Origin of the sequence: Sorangium sp. So ce426 (assembly GCF_051475585.1) — a bacterium.
Lineage (GTDB): Bacteria > Myxococcota_A > Polyangia > Polyangiales > Polyangiaceae > Sorangium > Sorangium cellulosum_B.
The window spans coordinates 11,660,644-11,683,353 of sequence record NZ_CP150341.1; the positions used below are offsets into that span (position 1 = coordinate 11,660,644).

Consider the following 22,710-nt stretch of genomic DNA (forward strand, 5'->3'; position numbering starts at 1 on the left):
GGTGATCTTGTCCGCCATCCCCTCCCCCACCCGCCCGCCGCCGAGCGGGGCGCGCCTGCGAGCGCTACGGTGGATAGACACACCGGAAGCCGAGATCCGGCGCTCGGGTGGATACCGGGACAAGGCGACGATTCCAGGTGCGGAGCGCCGCCGCGGCCCCATCCATCCAGGATCCGCCGTGAGTTCCAGAGAACTCGCCCTCGAGCGGATCAGGGGCCGCCCACTCGGCAACATTGCCGGCCAGATCGAACACCCGACCGCCCGCGTGCACGGCGGCGCCGTCGGGGCGCGAGCCGGCGAGCTCGGGGCCCGTCGCGCCCCAGCCGCACGGGCCCGCGCGCAGGCCAAAGGCGGCGCGCCGGCAGACCGCGCCGGTGTCTCCCCACGGGTACCGCCGGCCCGCGTCGCCCGCCGCGGCGAAGGCGAGCTGATCGCGCGAGGGGAGCGCCCCGCCCGCGAAGGCGCAATACCGAGCCGACTCGGCCAGGGTGGCGCCCGTGACGGGGACCCCGGGCTCGCCGCGCAGCGGGAGCGGGGCGCACGCGCCGGCCTCGACGCAAGCGGCGTAGCGCTGCTCGGTGATCTCGAACGCGTCGAGCGAGAACGCCGGGACGAACACAGCGCGCGGGTCGACGATGCCCTGCGCCTCCCAGTCGCTTGGCCCGAGGCGCAGCGTCCCGGCGGCGATGCGGACGGCCGCGCCCGGCGCGACGCAGCCAGCGGCCGTCACCGTGAGGCCGGCGCTGCATCGCGCCGGCGCGCCTGCGCAGCGGCCGGCGTCGTCGAGGCGCTGGCCTTCGCCGCAACACCGCGGGCCGAGCGCGACCATCCCCGGCGCGCAGCGCGCCGGCGGCTCCGCGCGATGGAGCGCGAGCGCGACGATGGCGCCGATCAGGAGGGCCGCGCCCGCGGCGAGGCCGGCCTTCCACCGCGGCATCCGCCCGACGTCCGGTGCTGCCCCCACCCCTCAGGAGCGCGGCGATCCGGCGGCGTCGGCCTTGAGCGCGCCAGCAACCTTCCCGCGCGCGCCAGCGGCCTTCCCGCGCGCCGGCCTGGCCTCGATCATGGCCACGATGCGCGCGAGCGCGTCGAGGAGCGCCGCACGGACGCGATCGTACGTCTTCGGGCCGACGTCGCCCCGCTTCCGCGCGCGCTCGAGCTCGACGAACTCGTCGAGGAGCGCGTTGCGCGCCTCGAGCAGCTCCCGCCGCTCCTCGTCGTCGGGCCCGCGGTCCTGGTCGCGCCGCCGGACCAGGTTGAGCGCGGCCCCGCCGATCACGGTCGCGCCGGCCAGCACCAGCGCGATCCACCGGCCCACGCCCGGCGTCGGCAGACCGCCGAGCGTGATCTCGATGACCTTCATCCCGCCCTCCATGCGGGTGCCCTGCATCTCGGTGATCAGGATCTTCTTCCCGTCCCGGTTCTGGGTGCGCTGGGCCGCGGGGAAGCCGGCGACGTTCAGCGTCATCGACCTCGACGCCTCGGCCATCACCCGCATCTGGGCGATGCGCGGCGGCAGCTCGATGCGGATCGTCTGGCGCTCTTCGCCATGGAGCGGGACCTGCCAGCGGAACTGCCCTTCGTGCCGGCCAGGGCTCACGGTGCCGCGCAGCGCCGCGCCGGTGCCCTTCACCTCGTCGAAGCGCATCTCCTCGCCCATGCCTTCGGTCTTGTTGAAGGCCTTGTAGTCGCGCGGGAGCGCGAACGTCTCGTTGGGCAGCCAGGCGACGCGGCCGAGGTTGAAGACCTGGAACAGCTGCTCCACCGAGATCGCGTCTTGCCGGAGCTGGAGGTAGACGATGCCCTGCGTCCCGACCATCAGGCCGCTCACGTTCGGCGTGGCGTCGTAGATGTGGAGCACGGCCCGCTTTCCGGCCTCGGCGCTGAGCCCGAAATGCGGGATCGAGAACGTTCCGCCGTCGCGCGTGACCGAGATGCCGTAGCTCGTGCCGCCGGCGATCGCGAGGTTCTCGAGCCGGACGGTGCCCGCGTCGTCCGTCTCTCGGCTGATGCGCTCGCGCGAGTCGCCCTTCGTCACCGAGCTCTGCATGATGTCGATGTCGACGGAGATGCGAGGGACGGGGTTCCCATCCGCGTCCTGCACGGTGAGCACGAGGACGCCGGGCGGGAGCCCTGTGTCTTCCTGGACGGTGTCATCGGGCGCATCGAACATGCCCGTCAGCTGCTCCGAGGCGCGCCGGGAAGCCGCATTGGCCGCGGGAGGCTTCCCCACCGGCGGATGGCCCGAAGGCAGCGCCTGCCCGACCTCGGGATGCCCCGGCGGGAGCTCGCTCGCAGCGTCGGGCGCGCCCGCGTCCGCCGCCGCGGCCGTCGAGGTCGCAGCAGGACCACCGGCGCCGCCCGGCGCCGCCGGCTTCGCACCCGCCGCCGCCGCCGGCTTCGCACCCGGCGCCCCCGCTGCGGGCTGCGCCGGCGCGGCCTTGTCCGCCGTGGGCTGCGCCGACGCCGCCGGCTGCGCCTGCACCGCCTGCGCGGCGGTGATGCTCAGCGAGGCGATCGCGGCGAGCGCGGTACACCCGGTCCAGCGCATCACGAGGCCCTCCTGCGGTCGTTCTCATCCTCATCGACGCTGGCCGCGGCGTCGTCCGTCGCAGCCGGGTCGTCCTGAGGCGCGCCGAGCGCGCGCTTCGTCCCGCACTTCTTGCAAAACACCGCGTCTTCGTCGTTCAGCGTGCCGCACTCCCCGCACGCCACGCCCTGCGTCGCCGCGGGCTCCGCCGCCGCCGCGGCCTCGTCCGGCTCCCTGGGCGTGCCGTCGTCCTGGAGCCCGGCGCGCTGGAGGTGCCTCGCCACGAGCGCCGCGACCTGCTCGCGCCGCGGCTGCGCGTCGGCGTCCAGCAGGCGGAGGAGCCGCTTCGCCTCGGCGCGGTACTTCGCGACGAGCTCGGCGTAGTCCTCGTCGCTGATCTTCCCGACGCTCCGCTCGAACTCGAGGTCCTTGAGCGCGCGCAGGACGGCCTGCTTCTGCTCCTCCTCCGCGCGCGGCGCGCCGATCGCGTACGCGTCGGCGCCGCTCAGCGGCGTCTCGCCGATCAGCACGCGGAGGCTCGCCCAGAAGATGGCGATGACGGCGACGAGCGCGCCGCCAGCGAGCACGAGGATCGCCGCGGGCGGCCCGGCGACGAGCCCCGCGACGCCGGCGCCGACGAGCGCCGCGAGCGGCGCCCCGAAGCGGGCGTAGTGCACGATCTGCCGCTCCAGCGGCGAGTCAGTACCCCGGGTCACGGTCTCGTCGGCCGTGGCCGAGGTGGCGCTTTTGGCGGGCTGTTCGGCGCTCATTCGCGGTCTTCGCGGTCCAGGCTCTTGAGCTCCTCGTCGAGCTTGTCGTCGTAATCGTCACGGGCGCCGGGGACAACGCCCTTCGGGGACGGCTGCTGGCCGGCGGCGCCCGCCTCGTCGCTGCGCCGCTTCCATCGGCGCAGCGTCGCGACGACGATGCCCGCGCCGACCACGATGGCGCCGAGCGGGAGGAGGTAGAGCAGCCGCTGGCTCCCCTTGTTGGGCGGCACGGCCAGCGCCTCCGCCCCGTAGCGCTCGGCGTAGGCGGCCTGGATGGCCTCGATCGACAGCCCCGACGCGAGCGCCGCGCGGAGCTGGTCGCGGCGCTCGTGCGCGGTGCCGCACGTGCACGTCCCGAGGGTCTCGCGCGGGCAGCCGCACGTGCAGATCAGGCTCCAGAAGAGCTTGCGCTCGATGTCGTTCGCGATGCCGACGACGCCCGAGCGCTGCATCCCCTCGCCGAGCTGCTGCCCGTGGGCGAACTCCGGCGAGCGCAGCAGGACGACGAGGGCGAGGGCGCCCGCGACGAGGAGGGTGATGCCTTGGATGAGTCTTCGTGTGCGGCTCATTCGAACGCCGGCTGCCTCGATTCGGCAGCGGTCGGGAGGATGGCACCTTTCGCGGGCGACCGCCCGGGATCAAGCGACGCGCCGGAGCCCGGGGCGCGGACGTCGCCGTCCGCCGCGCCGGGCGCGACCAGGACAGGCCGCCCGAGCCCCTGCTGGACGGGGCGCCCGTAGGCCTGCGACGGGCCGCCGGCGAGCAGGAAGGCGAACACGACCGACGCGGTGACGGACCCCGCCGCCCGCACATAACCGAACGCGCCGGCCTCCTCGAGCGTGATGTCGGGCCACATCGCGACGAGGGCCCCCAGGATGAGGATGCCCGCGCCGAACCACATGAACGAGATCAGGTTGTTCACGTGCATCTGGAACGAAGCGACCTTCGTCTGGGGGTTCGCCATCCCGATGATCACGTAGAGGTCGTTCTTGACGGTGATGTGCCGCGCGACCTCGGTCGAAGGCGCCTCCGGGGACGCCTTGTAGATGAACTTCGCCGGGCTGATCCGGCCGATCGGCGCGCCGTGGCGCTCGACGTCGAGGTCGGCGAAGACCATCCGCTTCTCGCTGTCGACCTCCATGCGCGGGCCCGCGTAGGTGAGGCGGTACTCCTCGATCTGCACGGACTCGCCCGGGTGGAGGCTGATCTCCTTGTCGACGCCCCACGCGCGGCCGGCGAACCCGAGGAACATCACCGCGATGCCGACGTGCACGATGTAGCCGCCGTAGCGGCGCCGCGACCTGGCGATGAGGTTGTAGAAGGAGGTGAAGAGCGGCTCTTTCCCGCGCTTCTGCCGCGCCGCGATGCCGCGGGCGAACTCCTGGACGACCACGGAGATGTTGAACGCGGCGATGGCCACCGTGAAGAACGGGTAGGTCGACGCGAGCTTCGCCAGCGCGTCGCCGAGCTGGCCGGGGTAGATCGGGTCCACGGCGACGAACGGGGCGAAGCCCACCCTCTTCCCGAGCGTCAGGTGGAGCGCCGCCGTGACGACCGTGACCAGCACGGGCCAGCGGAAGCTCTTCCGGAAGAGCTCCGGCGACGTCTTCCGCCACCCGAGCAGCGGCGCGACGCCCATGAGCAGGAAGACCACGAGCGCGACCGGGGGCAGCCACATGTTGTAGAACGTCGGCCCGAGCGTCGACTTCTGGTCGAGCAGCCACTCGCTGATGCGCGGCCACACCGTCGCGACCGCGATGAAGATCATGATGCTGAAGAGGCCCCAGTTGTTGAAGAGGAACGCGGCCTCGCGCGACAGCATCGACTCGAACTGCCCGTCGCTGCGCAGCCGCGGCAGGCGGTAGACGATGAGCGCGGTGCACGTGGCCACGATCACGGCCATGAAGCCGACGAACCAGATGCCGATGCCGGACTGGGCGAACGAGTGGACGCTCGCGATGAGGCCGGACCGCGTGAGCCAGGTGCCGAAGATGGTGAGGAAGAACGTCCCGCAGATGAGCGAGACGTTCCACACCTTCAGCATGCCGCGGCGCTCCTGGATCATCGTCGAGTGGACGTAGGCGCTCGCGGTGAGCCACGGGAGGAACGCGGCGTTCTCGACCGGATCCCAGGCCCACGGGCCGCCCCAGCCGAGCTCCTCGTAAGCCCACAGCATGCCGAGCACGTTGCCGATGGAGAGGAACAGCCAGGAGAAGAGCATCCACTTGCGCGTCGCCACGATCCACTCGCTGTCGAGCCGGCCCGTGGCGAGCGCGGCGATCGCGAACGCGAACGGGACCGCCGCGCTCGTGAAGCCGATGTAGAGGCTCGGCGGGTGGATGATCATGTAGAAGTTGCGCAGCTGGTAGTTCAGCCCGTTGCCGTCGAGCGGGGCGCCCGCCACGCTCGTCCGGAACGGGTTCACCGCGAAGATCATCAGCGCCGCGAAGAAGATCAGGACGCTCATCAGCGTCGCGATGACGTAGGGCTGGAGCTCCAGGTACCGGCGCTGCAGCCAGACGACGCAGGTGCCCGAGAAGAACGCGGTCAGGAACATCCACCAGAGCAGCGAGCCGTCCTGCCCGCCCCAGAGCGCGGCGATGAGGTACGGCGTGCTCATGGACCGGTCGCTGTACTGCGCGACGTAGGCGATCCGGAAATCGTGGCTGACGAAGGCGTACGCCAGCACCAGCACCGCGAGGCCGACCAGCGCGATCGTGCCGTACGCGCCGAGCCGCGCGGCCTGCAGCAGCCGCGGCCGCCCGCGCGCCGACGCGAGACCGACGGCGAAGGTATACGCCGCGGTGACCAGAATGGCGTAAAGGACGCCGGTCCCGAACTCAGGTAGGGATTGCCACATCGTCGTGGGCGCAAGCTTAGGCTTGCCGGGCGCGCAGGGCCAGCGCACCGCAGCGCGCCACCGATCGCCCGCCTTCACCTGCGCCGTGCGTCATGTCGAGCGCCCCGGAAAAGCTTCGCTCAAGGCCCGGCGTCGAGCGAGGCGCACTATAATAGTGCATGGCGATCGCTGCCTCCGGTAACCGCCCGACCGAGCTGATCTACGACTGGAACGAGGTGGGTCGCGCCGGGCGGGTCATCCCGGAGAACATCGGCTTCTTCGACGAGACCCTGCGCGACGGCCTGCAGAACCCCTCGGTCGCCGATCCGAACATCGAGAGCAAGCTCAAGCTGCTCCACCTGATGGCCAAGATCGGTATCCAGATCGCCGACGTCGGCCTGCCCGGCAGCTCGCAGCGCGCGTTCGAGGACGTGCTCCGGATGTGCAGGGAGGTGGCCGACAACAACCTGCCGCTCCGCATCGCCTGCGCAGGCCGCACGGTCGTCTCGGACATCACGCCCATGATCGAGATCTCCCAGCGCGCAGGGATCCCTGTGGAGATCTACGCCTTCATCGGATCGAGCCCGATCCGCCAGCTCGCGGAGGCGTGGGACGTCGAGCTCATCGCGCAGCGGAGCGCCGCGGCGATCGACGCGGGCGTGAAGGCCGGGCTCCCCGTCGCCTACGTCACGGAGGACACGACGCGCTCGCGCCCCGAGGTGCTGGCGACGCTCTTCAAGGTCGCCATCGATCACGGCGCGACCCGGCTGTGCCTTTGCGATACCGTCGGGCACGCGACGCCGGACGGGGTTCGCAACCTCATCAACTTCACGCGGGCCATCGTCGCGGGGGCCGGGGCGTCGGTCGGCATCGACTGGCACGGCCACAACGATCGCGGCCTCGCGCTCGAGAACGCGATCTGGGCGCTCCAGTTCGGCGCGGACCGGGTGCACGGCACCGCCCTCGGGATCGGCGAGCGGGTCGGCAACGCCGCGATGGAGCTCATCCTGCTCAACATGAAGCTCCTCGGCCTCCTCGAGCACCAGGACCTCACCCACCTCCTCGAGTACTGCACGACGGCGGCGAAGGCGGTCGGCTGGGAGGTGCCCATCAATTATCCCCTGGTCGGACGGGACGCCTTCCGCACGGCGACCGGCGTGCACGCGGCGGCCATCATCAAGGCCGAGTCGAAGGGCGACTCCTGGATGGCCGACCGGATCTACTCCGGCGTCCCCGCCGGCATGTTCGGGCGAAAGCAGGAGATCTGCGTGGGCTACATGTCCGGGGCCTCCAACGTGAACTACTGGCTCCGGCAGCGGAGGATCGAGCCCTCGAAGGAGCTCGTCGACGCCATCCTGGCGAAGGCCAAGGCCACGGATCACATCCTGTCCGAGCAGGAGATCCAGGCCGTGATCGAGCTGCACCGCGGCCGCCAGGCCTGATCTCGGGACGCCGGCGCGGCGCCGCGGGATCCGGGCGCGGCCGGGGGAACGGCGGCGGGACGTTCGGCGTTTTCACGGATCCGGAGTAGAAATCCAGGCCGTGGCCGAGCAGGACAAGCAACCCGCAGCGGAACAGGACAGGCGACCCGCAGCGGAAGCCGACCGGGCCGATCGCCGGTCGCGGCTCGATGCCGTCCTGGCCGCGATCGCCGCGCTGGTCTGCTTCCTCGCCGCGACAACGCTGCGCGATCTGGGGCCGCGGTTCCTGCCGCGGGCGCCGATCCCGGCGCCGCCGGTGCCCGCGTGGGTGGAGGGGCGCGCGGCGGAGCTCACCGCCACCGTGCGCGACGAGCAGGGGCGCCCGCTGAAGGACGCCGCCGTGCGCGTCTTCGCCATGCGCGAGGACCGCGCCTACTTCGCGGGCGAGCTGAAGACCGATCCCTCGGGCGAGGCTCGCTTCACCGGGCTGCCGTCCGGGGAGGCCTGGATCATGGCGTACGGCGCGGAGCGGGCCCGCGCCTCGACCCGCGTCGCGCTCGAGCCAGGCCCCCGCGCCGTCGAGCTCGTGCTGCGGCCCGCGAAGGTGCTGGACGTGCTGGTCGTCGACGAGGCCGAGCGCCCGATCGACGGCGCCGAGGTGACGGTCGCGACCGCCGATCCCGTCCCCTTCGTGGCGACCACCGCCGAAGGCGGGCGCGCGCGGTTCGATCGGCTCGGGGCGGCGCCCTACGTCGTCCGCGCGTCGGCGCTCGGCTTCGAGGACACCGTGCGGACGGGCATCGTGCCCGGGCCGGCGCCGCTCCGGCTCCGCATGGATCGGCTCGGCGCCCTCACGGTCCGCGTGGTGGACGCGGAGGGGCAGCCGGCCGACGGCGCGACCGTGCTCGCCGCCGGCACCGGGCTCTGGCCAGCGCGCAGCACGACCACCGACGCGACGGGCGCCGCGAGGATCGCCGGGCTCCGCGACGGGGTATACGACCTCAAGGCCCGGCGCGGCGCCGCCGTGAGCGCGACAGCGCTGGCCGTGCCCGTGAGGCGCGGCGAGGGCAAGGAGGTGAAGCTCGTCCTCGGGCCCGGCCGCCACGTGCGGCTCCTCGTGACCGACGGCGACGGCGAGGACGCGCCGGCCGTGAAGGGCGCGAACGTCGTGCTCGTCGAGCAGGGCCTGTCGGCGTTCCCGCTGCACGGCCGCACGGGCGACGACGGGTCGGTGACGCTCGGGCCCATCGCGCCGGGATACGCGAGCGCCTCGGCCCTCTCGGCCGGCTTCGTGCCGAGGAACGCCGTGCAGGTCGACGCGGGCGCCACCGAGGTGCGCATCCCCCTGCTCCGCGGCGGCGCGCTCGTGGGTGAGGTCGTCGACGACCGCGGCTACCCGGTCCCGGGCGCGACGATCGAGGTCGTGGGCGCCGACGCGGAGGGGATGCCGATCGACGAGACCACCGCGATGTCCGAGTTCAGGGACGAGCACTTCGAGCGCGCCCTGCCCGGCCCGGCGCCGCTGATCCCCGCGGGCGAGCTCGGGGTCATGCCGGGCCCCATCCCGGACCTGCCGCATGGCGACGCGGTGCTGCCGGCCGCCTCGGTGCGCTCGGGCGAGCCGTGGGTCACGCGCGCCGACGGCACGTTCCGGGCCGAGCCCGTCACCCCCGGGCGCGTCCACGCCATCGTGCGGCACCCGGAGTACGTCGAGACGCCCAGCGAGATCGTGACCCTGCAGCCGGGCGGCGAGGCCCACGTGCGCGTGGTGATGCGCCAGGGCGGCCTGCTCGAGGGCCGCGTCCTCGAGGAGGACCGCAAGCCCGTCGCCGGCGCGCGCGTGGAGCTGGCCGCGACCGCCGGCTCGCTCGAGCGGGTGACGTACTCCGCCGACGACGGCACGTTCGCCTTCGCCGCGGTCCCCGACGAGGTGCTCGTCTCGGTCTCCCGGGCCGAGTCGCCAGGCGACGTCGTGGCGCGGCTCGTCGTCGAGGTGCCGGAGCGCGATCGCAAGGAGATCGAGGTCGTCCTCCCGAAGGTGCGCGAGGCGGTGGCCATCCACGTCGCCGACGATCGCGGCTACCCGCTCGATCGCGTGGAGGTGCGCGTGCTCTCGCTCGACGTGGCCGTCCCGCTCCGCAAGACGCTGTTCACGGACGACGACGGCGACGCGCTGCTGCCCGACGCCGCCGGCTTGCCGCTCCGGGTGAGCCTCGTGCGCTCCGGCAGGTCCCCGCGCGTCGAGCAGGTCGACGCCGCGCCGAAGGCGCTGCGGCTCGAGATGGGCGCGGCCCTCAAGGCGACCGGCACTGTGACCGGGCGCGGCGGGCGGGAGCGGCTCGAGGGCGCGCGGATCACGCTGTTCTCGACGACCGGGCCGCGCCGCGCCACGAGCGACGCGGAGGGCGCCTTCACGCTCACCGACCTCGCGCCGGGCCAGTTCCGCGTGACGGTGAGCCGCGACGGGTACGCGCCGGCGACGCTGCGGGTGACGATCGCCGGCGATCCCGATCGCCCGATGGACCTCGGGCGCATCGACCTGTCCGAGGCGGGAGAGGTCGCCGGCCAGGTCGTCGATCCGCGCGGGGACGCGGTGGCGGGGGCCCGCGTCGCGCGCGACCGCGTGCCGACGTACCTGCCGCTCGGCCCGCTGCCGCCGGGCGTGGTGACCACCGACCGCGACGGGCGGTTCCAGCTCGGCGGGCTGCCCGAGGGCACGGCGATCATCGAGGCGTACAGCGCGGATCTCGGGCGCGCCGAGTCGCAGCCGGTGCAGGTCCGGGCCGGCAGGACGACCGAGCGCGTGAGGATCGCGCTGCCAGGAGACGGCGCGCGGCAAGATCCGAAGGGCGCGGGGAGCCTGGCGGTGACGCTCGGCGAGGAGCGAAGGACCGTGACCGTCGTGTCGGTGCCCCCGGCGAGCGAGGCCGAGGAGGCCGGCATCGAGCCCGGCGATCGGCTCCTGTCCGTGAACGGCGTCGAGGTGCGCTCCATCGAGGAAGCGCGGCGGCGCCTCACCGGGCCGCTCTCGGAGGATGTCGTGGTGCTGCTCGCGCGGGACGGCGATCGCGGCGAGGCGCGGTGGCTCACGCGGGTGCGGAGGGAGCGGGTGCGGCGATAGACGGCCCGGCGCCCGCTCCCGCCGGGGCGCCGGCGGAGCTCAGTTCTTCGCCTTCGTCAGCACGATGGCGCGGCCGTCGCCGATCTCCCAGCGCAGCGTCTGATCCGCGGTGAAGCGGAACGCCGCCTCATCGAGCCCGCCCTCGGGGCGGAGGAACGCGACGGTCACCTGATCGCCGTCTGCCTTCGTCACCTTGAAGGTGCCGCTGCGCGGCGTCTCCGCGGGCACGGTCACCGTCACCTTGCTGCCGTTGAACTCGAGCGCCGTTCCCTTCACCCACCCGGTCGCCTTGGTGAGCTGGTCCACAGGGGCGTTCTCGATGGCATCGCCATGCCAGCGCCCCTGCAAACGATCGCGAGGGGTCTTCGAGCAGCCCACCACGGCGGTCATCGCCATCGCCAGGGTCAGAGCGGTCTTGATGCGGTTCTGCATGGGCCTTCCTTCGGAGCCTCGAGGGTCCCGACTTGGAAAATCCTACGAAGAGCGGAATGAATAGGCCAACAATGTAGGATATTTCGGCACACTTACGCAGGATCGCGGGCTCTGGCGAGGGGGTGGGCGCCGTCGCTTCTGGGGAGGGCGAGTTCGCGCTAGGGTTCCGGCCCGAGGAGCCGCGCGGACGGTGCGCGTTTCCGCGGCGCGACGACCTTGAGCACGCTGTTTCACGAGAAGCGCCTCGTCCCTCTCGAGCGGACGCGGCTCCTGAGATCCATCGTCGAGCGCGCGGCCGATCGGTCGGAGGGGCCCCCCGTGATCGTCTTCGATCTGGACGGCACCCTCATGGACAACCGGCCGCGGGTGGTCGCGATCCTCCATGAGCTGGCGGAGGAGTGGCGCCGCAAGCACCCGCACGCCGCCGCCCTCCTCGAGCGCGCGTCGCCCGACGGCATCGTGTACGGGTTCCAGGACAACCTGCGGCGGCTCGGCGTCGACGACGAGGCGCTCCACCTGCACGCGTTCGATTTCTGGAGGGCCCGCTTCTTCAACGATCCGCACATCCGGCACGACGTCGAGGTGCCGGGCGCGAGCCAGTACGCGCGCGACTGCCACGCGGCCGGGGCGACCCTCGTGTACCTCACCGGCCGCGACCTGCCGAAGATGGCGCTCGGCTCGTTCGCGAGCCTGCGCGACCTCGGCTTCCCCATCGGGGTCATCGGCACGGAGCTCGTCGTGAAGCCGAGGTTCGAGATGCCCGACACCGAGTTCAAGCGGAGCGTCGCGCCGCAGCTCTCGCGGCTCGGGCGGGTCATCGCGGTGTTCGACAACGAGGCGGCCAACTGCAACCTGCTCCTCGGCTGCCACCCCCGCTGCACCGCGGTCTTCCTGGACACGCAGTGCGCGCCCGACCCGCCGCCGCTCGACGCGCGCGTGCGCGTCATCCACACGTTCGAGCTGGAGCCGTGATCGCCGCGCGCGCCGCCGCGGCCTTCCTGCTGCTCGCCGCCGCCGGGTGCGAGCCGTCGCGCCACGCGCCCGTCGATCCCCTGGACGCCGGCGCGAGCCCGAACGCGAAAATCCTCCCCGCGCCGCTCGCGAACGAGACGCCGGACCTGCTCGACGCGTCCGCCGCCGAGGCGACCGCGAAGATCATCGCCGACGACTACGGCCGGCTCATCATGTCCGAGGCGAGCCCGCAGTCGCCGCTGCCGCTCTCGCCCGCCACCCCCCTGCCGGACGACGCGCTCTCGCCCCGCGAGCTCCCCGGCGTGATGCTCGAGGCGGCGTTCCGCTTCCGTGACGTGCCGCAGCCCCCCAAGGCGCCCGAGGTGGCGGCCTCCGGCATCCACGCGGCGCAGAAGCTCACCGAGCTGACGTGGAAGGTCGAGCTCGCGGAGACGGGCCGGATGCGGGTCCAGTTCACGTCGCGCGCGCTCCCGTTGCCCGCGGGCTCCGAGCTCCGCGCGCGCCATGACGTGTACGGCGAGGTGCTGCTCTGGCCGTCCCTGACCCAGTACCGGGTCGTGCCGCCGGGGGCGCTCCGCACGCTCCTCGGCGAGCGGCGCGTCGACGTGACGCCGCTGTCGACGGGCTCGGCGCGCCCTGTCGGCGACGGCAAGCGGCTCGAGATCGACGTCCGCAAGGTCGAGGTGCACGGCAGCCTCGGCGCGCTGTACGTCGAGCTCGGCAGGGTCACCGAGGCCGGCGACGGGGGGCCGCTGCTCTGCCGGGCGCTGCTGGAGATCCTCGGCGTGGATCCGAAGTCGCCCGAGTGCGTGGCCGGCGAGGTGCCGCTCTACGCGAGTTACGCCTGGCAAGGCGGCGGCGGCGTGGCGTTCGAGGTCACGTCGATCGCCCGGCGAACGGACCTGATCTCGACCGATATGCTCATGCCGCCCCCGAGCGCCGCGTACGCCGCCGCCGGGCTCCCGTCGGCGCAGGGCGGCGTCTTCCTGACGCGCGACGAGCTCGCGGCCATCCGAGCCGAGCCGCTCCAGCTGCCCGCGAGCGTCGACCCGGGCGCGCCCGGCGAGGGGTTCGTCGCGGTCAACCAGACGGACGAGCTGCTGTACCTTCTCGTCGACGGGATCCCCGCGGTCGCCGTGCCTCCGGCGAGCGAGCGCTACGTGATCGGGCCCCTGCGCGGGCGCTACGTCGTCCAGTGGCGCACGTTCCTCGGCGAGCGCATCGAGCCGCCGCAGACGGTCGAGATGCCGGCGCGCATCGTGCGCAGCGGCGCCGAGGCGGCGGACGGCGGCTGAAGCGAGGACGGCGTCCCCTGCCCTAGCGATCGGCCGTCGTCTCGGGGCTCGCCAGGAGCTGGACGATGTCGTCCGGGATCCGCGTCAGCGTCAGGTTCGATCCCAGGCACGCGAGGAGGATGTCGCCGTCGCAGATGACGTCCTCGCCCCGGAGGATCCGGTAGCTGAAGCGCGCTGTGACGCGCTGGACCTCGCGGCAGGTCGTCTCGACCACGAGGTCGTCGCCGAACCGCGCGGCCTGGCGGTACTTGATCCGCAGCTCCGCGACGGCGAGGTGAAGGTCGCGCCGCACCATCTCCTCGTAGGAGAGGCCGCGGCGCTTCAGCCAGTCGATGCGGCCAGCCTCCAGGTAGATGACGTAGTTCGCGTGGTGGACGATGCCCATGAGATCCGTCTCGCAGAAGCGGACGGCCAGGGGCGTGCGCGAGGTGAGGTGCGGGGGCGCGTCAGGCAGAGAAGGGAGCGGCATCGCGGAAGGCGCAGAGACTAACCCAGTTTCGACCCGGGCAGCAGCAGAGCGACCGCGCGACATCAGCGGCGTGACATGGGATCGCCGCGCGCGGCGACGCAGGGCCCGCCTGGGCGCTGGTGGCGCGGGCGCCGCGATGTTAGCGGGCACCATGGCGAATGTCCGGACGCTCCTGTCCGCCGAACAGATCGGCGCTCGCGTGCGCGACCTCGGCGCGCAGATCACCCGGGACTACGCGGAGCGCCGGCTCGTGCTCGTCTCCGTGCTCAAGGGGAGCTTCGTGTTCACCGCCGACATCGCGCGCCACATCGACCTGCCGGTGCGCATCGAGTTCCTCGGCGTGCGCAGCTACGGCGAGGGCACCGCCTCGACCGGCGTCGTCCAGATCACGCAGGACCTCACCCGACCGATCGAGGGCGAGGACATCCTCCTCATCGAGGACATCGTGGATACGGGCCTCACGATCTCGCACCTGCTCCAGCTCTTCCGCACGAGGATGCCGAACAGCGTGAAGGTCTGCGCGCTGCTGCACAAGCCGGCGCGCGCGCGGGTCGAGGTGCCCATCGACTACCTGGGCTTCACGATCGAGGACAAATTCGTGGTCGGCTACGGGCTCGACTGGGCCGAGCGCTATCGGAACCTGCCGTTCATCGGGGTTGTGGAGGCGACGTGAGCAAGCGGCTGCTGATGCTCGAGAAGATGACCCGGGATGGGTCGAAGGATCCGTTCCACTGGTACGCGCTCGCGCTGGAGTACGCGGGCCAGGGCCGCCACGACGACGCGCTCGCCACGTTCGGCGCGCTCCGGGCGATGGATCCGGCGTACGTGCCGATGTACCTCATGTGCGGGACGATGCTGGTGAAGGCAGGCCGCATCGACGAGGGGCGCTCCTGGCTTGTCGACGGCATCGGGGCCGCGCGCAGCAAGGGAGATCAGCACGCGCTGAGCGAGCTCCAGCAGGCGCTCGCCGGCGCGGGCGGCGACGACGACGCGTGACGCCGTGACGGATGGGCCGGCCGGCGCCGCGCCTCAGCCGCCCTCACCCTCCCCCTCGCCGCGGATCCGGCGGAGGCGCTCGCCGATGGTCCGCTCGTAGCCGCGATCGGTCGGCTCGTAGAACCGGCTGCCGGCGAGCGGCTCGGGGAGGTAGGCCTCGCCCAGCGCGACGCCGCCCGGCTCGTCGTGCGCGTAGCGGTAGCCTTCGCCGTAGCCCTCGTCGCGCATGAGCCGCGTGACCGCGTTGCGCAGCGTGAGCGGGACCGGGAGCGCGCCGTGCTCGCGCACGGCGGCCTGCGCCGCGTGCCAGGCGGTCTTGCAGGCGTTCGATTTCGGGGCCGTGGCGAGGTAGAGCGCCGCCTGCGTGATCGGGTAGAGCCCCTCCGGCATCCCCATGCGCCGGAACGCGGCGTCCGCGGCGACGGCGATCTCCAGCGCGCGCGGGTCGGCGTTGCCGATGTCCTCGGACGCGAAGATCATCATCCGGCGCAGCAGGAAGAGCGGGTCGTCGCCGGCCTCGATCATGCGCATCAGCCAGTAGATGGCGGCGTCGGGATCGGAGCCGCGCATCGACTTGATGAAGGCGCTGATGACGTTGTAGTGCTCCTCGCCCGCCTTGTCGTAGAGCAGCGTCTTGTGCTCGCTCGCGCCGGCGATGAGCTCGCGCGTGATCGTGGGGGCGCCCGCGCGCCCCGCCTCGTCCGCGGCGATCTCCAGCGTGGTGAGCGCCCTGCGCGCGTCGCCCTGCGCGAGCGCCGCGATGGCCGAGAGCGCGTCGTCGTCCGCGGCGATCGCGCCGGCGAGCCCGGCGGGCGACTCGAGGGCGCGGCGCAGGAGCTCGACGAGCTCCGAGGCGCCGAGGCCCTGCAGCCGGAAGACCTTGCACCGGGAGAGCAGCGGCGCGTTGACCGCGAACGAGGGGTTCTCGGTGGTCGCCCCGATGAGCGTGATCGTCCCGTCCTCGACGTGCGGGAGGAAGGCGTCCTGCTGGGCCTTGTTGAAGCGGTGGATCTCGTCGACGAACAGGATCGTCCGCTTGCCCTCGTAGGAGCGCGCGGTGCGCGCCTGGGCGAGGATCTCGCGGAGCTCCGGCACGCCGCCCAGCACGGCGTTGAAGGGAACGAAGCGGGCGTTCGTCGTGTGCGCGACGACGCGCGCCAGCGTGGTCTTTCCGGCGCCCGGCGGGCCCCACAGGATCATGGAGGGGATCCGGTCGGCCGCGATCGCGCGCGCGAGCAGCTTGCCCTCGCCGAGGAGGTGGCCCTGGCCGATCATGTCCTCGAGCGAGCGCGGGCGCATGCGCTCGGCGAGGGGCACCGTGGCCTTGAGCTCCGGCTCCCGCTGCCGGGCGGCGTCGAAGAGCGTCGGCTCGTCGCCCGCGGGCCGCCGTCGCGCGCCGCCGCCGCCGCCCCGGGTCGCGCTCATTCGAAAACCGACCGCGCGCCCGCGGGGCGCTCCGAGAGGAGGACCTCGACGGCGCGGCGCGCGCTCGCCGGATCGTGCCCGACCCAGCGCACGGTGCCCGCGCCGTCGACCACGAACGTGAGGGGGACCTGCGCGACGCCGTAGGTCCCGGAGAGCCGCTGATCGAGATCCGCGACGATGGGGAACGTCGCGCCGAGCTCGTGGGCGGCGGCCTCCGCGGCGGCCTCCGAGTCGTCGACGTTCACGCCGATCACGGCCACCCCGTCCGCCTTGCGGTCGCGCCAGAGCCGGTCGAGCGCCGGCATGGTCCGGCTGCACGACGCGCACCAGGACGCCCAGAAGTCGATCACGGTGACCCGCGTCCTGCGCGTGCCGGGCACGCCGACGGTGACCGCCGCCGTGGACTCCGCGTGGAACTCCGGCGCGGCGCTGCCGACGAGCGGGTGGCGCACCGACGCGGGCATCGCGCCCGGCCCGCACCCGAGCGCGAGCAGCGCGCACGCAGCCAGCGTGGCGCCGCGCGCGACGCCACCGCCACGGAGGGCCGCGCCGAGGCGCGACGCGGCGGACGTCGCCGTCATCCGCGGGCTCCGAAGATGGCGGTGCCGACGCGGACCCACGTCGCGCCTTCCGCGATGGCCGCCTCGAAATCGTGCGACATGCCCATCGAGAGCTCGGGCAGCACGGCCCGGCCGCCGTGCGCGTCGCGCAGGGCGCGCAGCTGCGCGAAGAACGGCGCGACGTCGCTCGGGTCCTCGAGGAACGGCGCGATGGTCATGAGGCCGATCGGCCGGAGGTGCGCGCACCGGGCGATCGCGGCGAGGAGCGGCGCGAAATCGCCGGGGGCGCAGCCGCCCTTCGAGGCTTCGCCGCCGACGTTCACCTCGATCAGGACGTCGAGGGTGCGGCTCAGCGCGGCCGCGCGCCGATCGAGCTCCACGGCGAGCTCCTCCCGGTCGACCGACTGCACGACGTGCGCGACGCGCGCGACGAGCTTCGCCTTGTTCCTCTGAAGCTGGCCGATGGCGTGCCACACGAGCCCGTCGAGATCGGCGAGCGCCTCGGCCTTCTCGACGAGCTCCTGCGCGTAGTTCTCGCCGAAATCCCGCTGCCCGGCGGCGTAGGCGGCGCGGATGGCCTCCGCGGGCTTCCCCTTCGACACGGCGATGAGCCGGACCTCCTCTGGCCCGCGCCCTGCCCGCGCGGCGGCGCTCGCTATCCGGCGCCGCACCTCGTCGAGCCGCGGCGCGACGTTCCCCAGGTCTTCCGAAATCACGCCGCACGATACCGCGAGCTGCCGCCGTGGACACCAGGGGGACCACCTGCCGCGGACGGTCCGCGCAGGTCGTGGCGCGGAGGGAGTGCCGGATCCAACCGCCCGAGCGGCGTGCCAGAGTGTGCCTGAGCGCGGCGTCGACGGCGGACCGATCGAAGCGCTTTTCGGCTATTTTCACGTGGCATGTTGATTGCCATACTCGGCGTACCCGCCATGCGAAGCCTGCTGTTCCTCACCCTGCTCCTCGCGGTTGGATGCTCGTTCAACCCGCAGCCTGAACCGCCGTTCGATGACAGGGATCCCTATCCCTCGGGGTCGACGTCGACAGGTGCGGCGATGGGCAGCTCAGGTTCGGGTGGCACGGGCGCCGGCAACACGGCGGCAGGGACCAGCGCTGGCAGCGGGGAGACCACGGGCGCGGGCGGCAGTGGCGATGGGGGCGCGGCGGGCGGCGCAAGCGGCCAGGGCGGTGCTGGAGGCGGCGAGGGCGGCACGGGCGGCGCGGGCGGCCAGGGCGGCGCGGGCGGCCAGGGCGGTGCTGGAGGCGGCGAGGGCGGCGCGGGCGGCCAGGGTGGCGCGGGCGGCGCGGGTGGCGCGGGCGGCGAGCCTTGCGGTGTGGGCGGCGCTGGAGGCGCCGGTGCCGTGGAATGCGGCTGAAGGAGCACGCGGCCCGGGCCTGACGGCGATGTCGACCCGGCGGTAAGCGCGAGCGAGAAGCAGCCGACGGATCGCGCTCGACGCAGCGTTCCCGCGGACGAGAGCGCCGCACAAGCGGGCAGGGAGATGCGCAGGGTGCTATGAGGAGGGAGCTTATGCGCCAGCTTGTCGTCCTTGTGTTCGGGGTCGTCCTTGCGGGCTGTGTGTTCAATCCACAACCGGAGCCTCCCGCCGAGGGGGGCATCGGGTGCGGTGATTGCGGAGACATGGGCGCGACCGGCGCAGGAGGGGGCGTCGCCGCCGGCGATCCCGGCGATCCCGGTGAAGACGACGGCGCGGGCGGCGGTGGCCTCCTGCCACCAGACGCGGCCGGTTCGAGCGGCGCCGTTTCGACTGGGGCCGGTAGCAGCACCGGTTCAACCAGCACGGGGGGCGAACAGGCCAACCCTGCGGGCGGCGGTGCGGGCGGCGCGGGTGGCAAAGCCGACGACGGTGGTGCGGGCGCCGCAGGCGGCGAAGGTGGCGCCGGTGGCGACGCCGGCAGCGGTGGTGCAGGTGGCGCGGGTGGCGAAGCCGGCGGCGCGGGTGGCGAAGCCGGCGCCGGTGGAGCGATCGGTCCAGACGGCGGATGAGGCGACCGGCGGGCCCGGCGCCGGCGGGCCCGGCGCCCGCGGGCAGAGCGCTCGGCGCCGACTGACGCGGCGGCGCCGGATCAGATCCCGGGTCGCCGCGGCCGCGCGTACTCGTCGAGCATGTTCGCTACGAGCTCGGCGAGCAGGCTGTCCGCCACGCGAAGGCGGCGCGACATCTCGCGCGCGATGTTCAGCACCAGCAGCGTGTACGACTTGAGATCGCGCCGGTAGAGGGTGTCGAGATCGTGCGCGGTGACGCGCAGCAAGCGCGACGGGGCGATCGCCCGGACCGTCGCCGAGCGAGGCATCACGTCGAGGATCGACATCTCGCCGAACCAGTCGTTCGGCCCGAGGACCGCGACGCGCGCCTCGACGTCGCGCTTCGACCGCTTGAGCACTTCCATCTCCCCCGAGAGCAGCACGAACATCTCGCGGCCGCTGTCGCCCTCGCGAAAGGCGACGGCGCCCGGCTCCAGATCGAGCAGCTCCAGGGTGTCGGCGAGGCCCTGGAGGACGTGATCGCCCAGGCCTCCGAACAGCCCGATCTCGCGCAGCTGCGTGATCAGCGAAGGGTTAGCGCTCACCTGGATGCACCGAGGGCGCCCGCGGCGACCGTCCTGTCGGCTGACCCGACAACGCCTACCACCACGTCGCGAACATGCTCGCCTTCTCGCATCGCTCCACCTCGCGGTCCCGAGCAGATGTACCCCGTCGAGAGCGTACGCCGCAACACGCGCGTGCTCCGCGCGATCCGCGCTAGAGGTCCTTCGTGAACACGATCCGCGGACGCCCAGGCCCGGCGTAGTCCTCGACCTCGGCCGCCGACCAGCCGACCGCGGCGTGGAAGCGCACCGAGCCCTCGTTGCCGAGCGTCGTGATCGCCTTGAGCTGCCGGCAGCCCTCGCGGCGGCAGTCCTCCTCGAACGCCGCATAGAGCATCCTGCCGACGCCGCGGCGGCGATAGTCCGGGTGAATGCCGACGAGGTGCACGTACCCGACCGCCGCGTCCGGGCACCTGAACCCGAGCAGGAAACCGACGAGCAACCCGCGATCCTCGACGACGCGCGCGAGCCTGCCGAGCTCGTAGAAGAAGATCGGGTGCGCGAGCGCGCTGGTTGGGCCTGCCCACCACCGATCGATCTCACCCACGATCCGGTCGTAGTCGGGCTTCGTCAGCGGCCGTGTCTCCATGCATCACCTCACTCGAACGGTTCGGATCCCCAGCCTTCGATCTGCAGCGTCCGCGCGCACGACACGAACGCTTCGCGAAGACCTGCGCAGCCTAGCAGCCGCGCCGGCCTCCCCGTAAGCGCGCTCGTGGGATGCTCGGCTAGCCGCCGCGCGTCACGCCTGCTAGCGCTACCCTGTGCGTCACGACAAAATCATCGTCGCTCCGTCGATCCTGTCGGCTGACTTCGGTCGTCTCGCGGAGGAAGTACGGGCCGCTGAGGCCGCTGGCGCCGACTGGATCCACGTCGACGTGATGGATGGCCGGTTTGTGCCAAACATCACGATCGGGCCGCTCGTCGTCCGCGCGGTTCGCGCCGCGACGCGTCTTCCCCTCGATGTCCACCTGATGATCGTCGAGCCCGAGCGCTACGTCGCGGAGTTCGCGGCCGCCGGCGCCGATCGCATCTCGGTCCACGTCGAAGCGTCGCCTCACCTGCACCGGACGCTCCAGCAGATCAGGGACGCAGGCGCGAGCCCTGGCGTCGTGCTGAACCCCCACACGCCGGAGGAGTCGATCCGGCACGTGATGGCGGACATCGATCTGGTGCTTGTGATGAGCGTCAACCCCGGGTTCGGCGGCCAGCGGTTCATCCCGGGGGCGCTCACCAAGCTGCGGACCCTGCGTCAGACGATCGACCAGGCAGGCCTGGACATCGCGCTCGAGGTCGACGGCGGCGTCGCCCCGTCGACCGCCGGGCAGGTGATCGCCGCCGGGGCGCGGGCGCTCGTCGCGGGCTCGGCGGTGTTCGGCGCGGTGGCGCGGGACGAGGATCCGCCGTTCGACGTGCGCGTCGCGCGGTATGCCGAGGCGATCCGCGCGCTCCGCGCGCCCGCCAGGGAGCCGTCGTGACCCGGCGCGTCGAGGACGCTGCCGCGGTGGGTCAGGCGCGTTGTGCGATCGGGTTGATCGGGGCAGCTGTGCTCGCCGGGTGCGCGCCGGCGGCCGCGCCTGCGGCGCCGCCGCGAGCGCAGGCCTCGGCTGCGACGCTGCCTGCGGCGTCAGCTGCGCCAGGATCGGCTGGAGGCGCAGGCCCGGTGGATGCGGGCGAGCTCGACGAGGACGCGGCGCGCCTGACCGACGGCGAGATCGCGCGCGTGCTCGCACGCGTGGCGAAGGCGCGGGGCCTGCCGGTCCACCGCGAGGTGCGGAGCCGCGTGCTCGCCCGCGGGCAGATCCTGGAGCGGGTCCGCGCGCACGTGGAGCGAGAGATCCCCGAGGGCGTGCTCGATCACCAGCGCGAGGTGCTCGCGGCGCTCGAGCTCATCCCGGCCGACTACGACTTCACCGCCGGGATGTACCGCCTGCTCGAGGGCCGCATCGCGGGCTTCTACGAGCCGGAGGACGCGACGATGTACCTCGTCGACGATCTCAGCGAGGCCGAGGCCGAGGAGACGCTGGCGCACGAGCTCGTCCACGCGCTCCAGGACCAGAGCTTCTCGCTGGGGAGGCTGCTCGACTTCAAGCTCGGCGACAGCGATCGCCTGGCGGCCACACACGCGCTCGTCGAGGGCGAGGCGATGAGCGCGATGTTCGACGTGCTTGTCGGCTCGGCGTTCCAGGTCGACGAGGCGATGCTCCGCAGGCTCGTTGCGATGTCGACGGCGCTGTCGTCCGTGGGCGACACGCCGCTCGTGCTGCAGGAGTCGCTGGGCGCCCCGTACACCGACGGCTTCGCGTTCGTGCAGGCGCTGCGCCGGGACGGCGGGTGGGCTTCGGTGGATGCGGTCTGGCGCGCGCTGCCGGAGACCACCGAGCAGCTGCTCCACCCCGAGAAGCTCGCGGCGCGGGAGCCCGCCGTCGCGGTGGCGGTCCCGACAGCCGCGGCGCTCGGCCCGGGATTCCGCGTCGTTTTTGATGACGTGATGGGCGAGCAGGCGCTGCGCATCGCGTTCGGAGCGTATGCCCACCGCGATGCGGCGATCGGCGCGGCGGCGGGGTGGGGAGGGGATCGGTTCGCGGTGGTGCGGCGGGATGACCCGGAGGACCCGTCGCGGAGAGAGTTCGCGCTCGCGTGGCGGCTGCGGTTCGACAGCGCGAGCGACGCGGCAGAGGCGGGGAAGCTGATCGAGCGGCGCTTCGGGAAGGCGTGCAAGCAGCGGCCGTCGCTCGGGCCGATCGCGTGGACGGCGCGAGGGAGCGACGTGGCGATCGTGGCAGGGCCGTACGCGAGGCGCGGGGGAGGCGGGGGAGGGGAGGTCAGCGCGGTGGGGACGTGCGCGGTGGCGGGGAAGTGGCTGGCGGAGGTGATGAAGGGCGGGGTGGGGGGGCAGGGCGCCGGGGCGGTGGCGGGGGCGGCGGTGGGGAGGGAGAAGTAAGGGCAGGGAGCGAAGGGCGGTGGGGGCGGTGGGAGATGCTGGTGGGGGCGGAAGTGCCGGGGCCGGAGAGCTCAGGGGCGGCCCGGAGCAGGGTAGGGTAGGGGGCGGGTTCTCAGGGCGGCGTTGACAGGGGGCGGTAGAAGAGGCAGAAAAGCGAGTCGTTCTGGATGTTTGGAGGAGTGGCCGAGCGGTCGAAGGCAGCGGTTTTGAAAACCGCCGTTGGGGCAACTCAACCAGGGGTTCGAATCCCTTCTCCTCCGCTGAATTTGCTGCGCCGACGCCACCGTCGGGTGAGCGGCTAGGCGCTCGCCGGCGTCCTGGCTGATTCG

The 22,710-nt window shown here is 72.9% G+C and carries 22 protein-coding genes and 1 tRNA gene; 11 read left to right on the top strand and 12 right to left on the bottom strand.

Annotated features, from left to right (window positions below):
- Positions 1-64: 64 nt before the first annotated feature.
- The 5 genes from WMF44_RS43800 to WMF44_RS43820 are packed head-to-tail and all read right to left on the bottom strand — an operon-like array spanning position 65 to position 6,160.
- Positions 65-937 carry a formylglycine-generating enzyme family protein gene (locus WMF44_RS43800; protein WP_437295982.1) on the bottom strand — a complete coding sequence of 291 codons (873 nt, stop codon included), beginning with the start codon at positions 935-937 and terminating at the stop codon, positions 65-67.
- Between the two features lie 30 nt (positions 938-967).
- Positions 968-2,554, bottom strand: a complete 1,587-nt coding sequence (locus WMF44_RS43805) for a carboxypeptidase-like regulatory domain-containing protein (RefSeq protein ID WP_437295983.1) — start codon at positions 2,552-2,554, stop codon at positions 968-970.
- The gene (locus WMF44_RS43810; RefSeq protein ID WP_437295984.1) at positions 2,551-3,300 is read right to left on the bottom strand and encodes a hypothetical protein; all 750 of its coding nucleotides are present in this window, start codon (positions 3,298-3,300) and stop codon (positions 2,551-2,553) included. Before WMF44_RS43810 ends, WMF44_RS43805 begins: the two co-directional genes overlap by 4 nt.
- The gene (locus tag WMF44_RS43815) at positions 3,297-3,869 is read right to left on the bottom strand and encodes a cytochrome c-type biogenesis protein (RefSeq protein ID WP_012240781.1); all 573 of its coding nucleotides are present in this window, start codon (positions 3,867-3,869) and stop codon (positions 3,297-3,299) included. The genes WMF44_RS43810 and WMF44_RS43815 overlap by 4 nt, the downstream gene beginning before the upstream one ends.
- Positions 3,866-6,160: a heme lyase CcmF/NrfE family subunit gene (locus tag WMF44_RS43820; RefSeq protein WP_437295985.1), complete on the bottom strand. Its 2,295-nt coding sequence runs from the start codon at positions 6,158-6,160 to the stop codon at positions 3,866-3,868. Before WMF44_RS43820 ends, WMF44_RS43815 begins: the two co-directional genes overlap by 4 nt.
- A 158-nt stretch (positions 6,161-6,318) precedes the next feature.
- Here WMF44_RS43820 and WMF44_RS43825 point away from each other — a divergent pair, with 158 nt between their 5' ends.
- Positions 6,319-7,581 (top strand): LeuA family protein, encoded by a 1,263-nt coding sequence (locus tag WMF44_RS43825; protein ID WP_437295986.1) that lies wholly within the window; start codon positions 6,319-6,321, stop codon positions 7,579-7,581.
- 100 nt (positions 7,582-7,681) lie between these two features.
- Complete coding sequence (locus WMF44_RS43830; protein WP_437295987.1) at positions 7,682-10,681, top strand: carboxypeptidase regulatory-like domain-containing protein; 3,000 nt, start codon at positions 7,682-7,684, stop codon at positions 10,679-10,681.
- A 39-nt stretch (positions 10,682-10,720) separates the two neighbouring features.
- Here the strand turns inward: WMF44_RS43830 and WMF44_RS43835 are convergent, their stop codons facing one another.
- On the bottom strand, positions 10,721-11,113 hold the full coding sequence (locus tag WMF44_RS43835; protein WP_437295988.1) for a hypothetical protein: 393 nt from the start codon (positions 11,111-11,113) through the stop codon (positions 10,721-10,723).
- Positions 11,114-11,329: 216 nt separating this feature from the next.
- On the opposite strand from WMF44_RS43835, the gene WMF44_RS43840 reads away from it, so the two are divergent.
- Both WMF44_RS43840 and WMF44_RS43845 read left to right on the top strand, forming a co-directional pair.
- Positions 11,330-12,085: an HAD family hydrolase gene (locus tag WMF44_RS43840; RefSeq protein ID WP_437295989.1), complete on the top strand. Its 756-nt coding sequence runs from the start codon at positions 11,330-11,332 to the stop codon at positions 12,083-12,085.
- Positions 12,082-13,380 (top strand): hypothetical protein, encoded by a 1,299-nt coding sequence (locus tag WMF44_RS43845; protein WP_437295990.1) that lies wholly within the window; start codon positions 12,082-12,084, stop codon positions 13,378-13,380. Before WMF44_RS43840 ends, WMF44_RS43845 begins: the two co-directional genes overlap by 4 nt.
- Positions 13,381-13,402: 22 nt before the next feature.
- On the opposite strand, the gene WMF44_RS43850 is transcribed toward WMF44_RS43845, so the two are convergent.
- The gene (locus WMF44_RS43850) at positions 13,403-13,849 is read right to left on the bottom strand and encodes an acyl-CoA thioesterase (protein WP_437295991.1); all 447 of its coding nucleotides are present in this window, start codon (positions 13,847-13,849) and stop codon (positions 13,403-13,405) included.
- Between the two features lie 151 nt (positions 13,850-14,000).
- Between WMF44_RS43850 and hpt the strand changes: the two genes are divergently transcribed.
- Positions 14,001-14,522 carry a hypoxanthine phosphoribosyltransferase gene (gene hpt / locus WMF44_RS43855; protein ID WP_157907284.1) on the top strand — a complete coding sequence of 174 codons (522 nt, stop codon included), beginning with the start codon at positions 14,001-14,003 and terminating at the stop codon, positions 14,520-14,522.
- On the top strand, positions 14,519-14,845 hold the full coding sequence (locus tag WMF44_RS43860) for a tetratricopeptide repeat protein (RefSeq protein WP_437295992.1): 327 nt from the start codon (positions 14,519-14,521) through the stop codon (positions 14,843-14,845). Before hpt ends, WMF44_RS43860 begins: the two co-directional genes overlap by 4 nt.
- A 33-nt stretch (positions 14,846-14,878) precedes the next feature.
- On the opposite strand, the gene WMF44_RS43865 is transcribed toward WMF44_RS43860, so the two are convergent.
- Genes WMF44_RS43865 through WMF44_RS43875 form a run of 3 tightly spaced genes read right to left on the bottom strand, consistent with a single transcriptional unit; the run spans position 14,879 to position 17,546 of the window.
- Positions 14,879-16,270 carry a replication-associated recombination protein A gene (locus WMF44_RS43865; protein ID WP_437295993.1) on the bottom strand — a complete coding sequence of 464 codons (1,392 nt, stop codon included), beginning with the start codon at positions 16,268-16,270 and terminating at the stop codon, positions 14,879-14,881.
- Positions 16,267-16,851, bottom strand: coding sequence for a TlpA family protein disulfide reductase (locus WMF44_RS43870; RefSeq protein WP_437295994.1), 585 nt, complete (start codon positions 16,849-16,851; stop codon positions 16,267-16,269). The genes WMF44_RS43865 and WMF44_RS43870 overlap by 4 nt, the downstream gene beginning before the upstream one ends.
- The gene (locus tag WMF44_RS43875; RefSeq protein WP_437295995.1) at positions 16,848-17,546 is read right to left on the bottom strand and encodes a YggS family pyridoxal phosphate-dependent enzyme; all 699 of its coding nucleotides are present in this window, start codon (positions 17,544-17,546) and stop codon (positions 16,848-16,850) included. The genes WMF44_RS43870 and WMF44_RS43875 overlap by 4 nt, the downstream gene beginning before the upstream one ends.
- Before the next feature lie 213 nt (positions 17,547-17,759).
- On the opposite strand from WMF44_RS43875, the gene WMF44_RS43880 reads away from it, so the two are divergent.
- Together WMF44_RS43880 and WMF44_RS43885 are read left to right on the top strand one after the other, a co-directional pair.
- A complete protein-coding gene (locus WMF44_RS43880) occupies positions 17,760-18,203 on the top strand; it encodes a hypothetical protein (protein ID WP_437295996.1) in 444 nt (147 codons plus the stop codon).
- Between the two features lie 155 nt (positions 18,204-18,358).
- Complete coding sequence (locus WMF44_RS43885) at positions 18,359-18,835, top strand: hypothetical protein (protein WP_437295997.1); 477 nt, start codon at positions 18,359-18,361, stop codon at positions 18,833-18,835.
- Positions 18,836-18,915: 80 nt separating this feature from the next.
- On the opposite strand, the gene WMF44_RS43890 is transcribed toward WMF44_RS43885, so the two are convergent.
- Together WMF44_RS43890 and WMF44_RS43895 are read right to left on the bottom strand one after the other, a co-directional pair.
- Complete coding sequence (locus WMF44_RS43890; protein WP_437295998.1) at positions 18,916-19,419, bottom strand: cyclic nucleotide-binding domain-containing protein; 504 nt, start codon at positions 19,417-19,419, stop codon at positions 18,916-18,918.
- Positions 19,420-19,591: 172 nt separating this feature from the next.
- Positions 19,592-20,026, bottom strand: coding sequence for a GNAT family N-acetyltransferase (locus WMF44_RS43895; protein ID WP_012240797.1), 435 nt, complete (start codon positions 20,024-20,026; stop codon positions 19,592-19,594).
- A gap of 175 nt (positions 20,027-20,201) precedes the next feature.
- On the opposite strand from WMF44_RS43895, the gene rpe reads away from it, so the two are divergent.
- From rpe to WMF44_RS43910, 3 genes are all read left to right on the top strand, one after another.
- Positions 20,202-20,915, top strand: a complete 714-nt coding sequence (gene rpe, locus WMF44_RS43900; RefSeq protein WP_437295999.1) for a ribulose-phosphate 3-epimerase — start codon at positions 20,202-20,204, stop codon at positions 20,913-20,915.
- 185 nt (positions 20,916-21,100) lie between these two features.
- The gene (locus WMF44_RS43905) at positions 21,101-22,381 is read left to right on the top strand and encodes a hypothetical protein (protein ID WP_437296000.1); all 1,281 of its coding nucleotides are present in this window, start codon (positions 21,101-21,103) and stop codon (positions 22,379-22,381) included.
- A gap of 173 nt (positions 22,382-22,554) precedes the next feature.
- Positions 22,555-22,641: transfer RNA gene (locus WMF44_RS43910), tRNA-Ser, on the top strand.
- Positions 22,642-22,710: the final 69 nt, after the last annotated feature.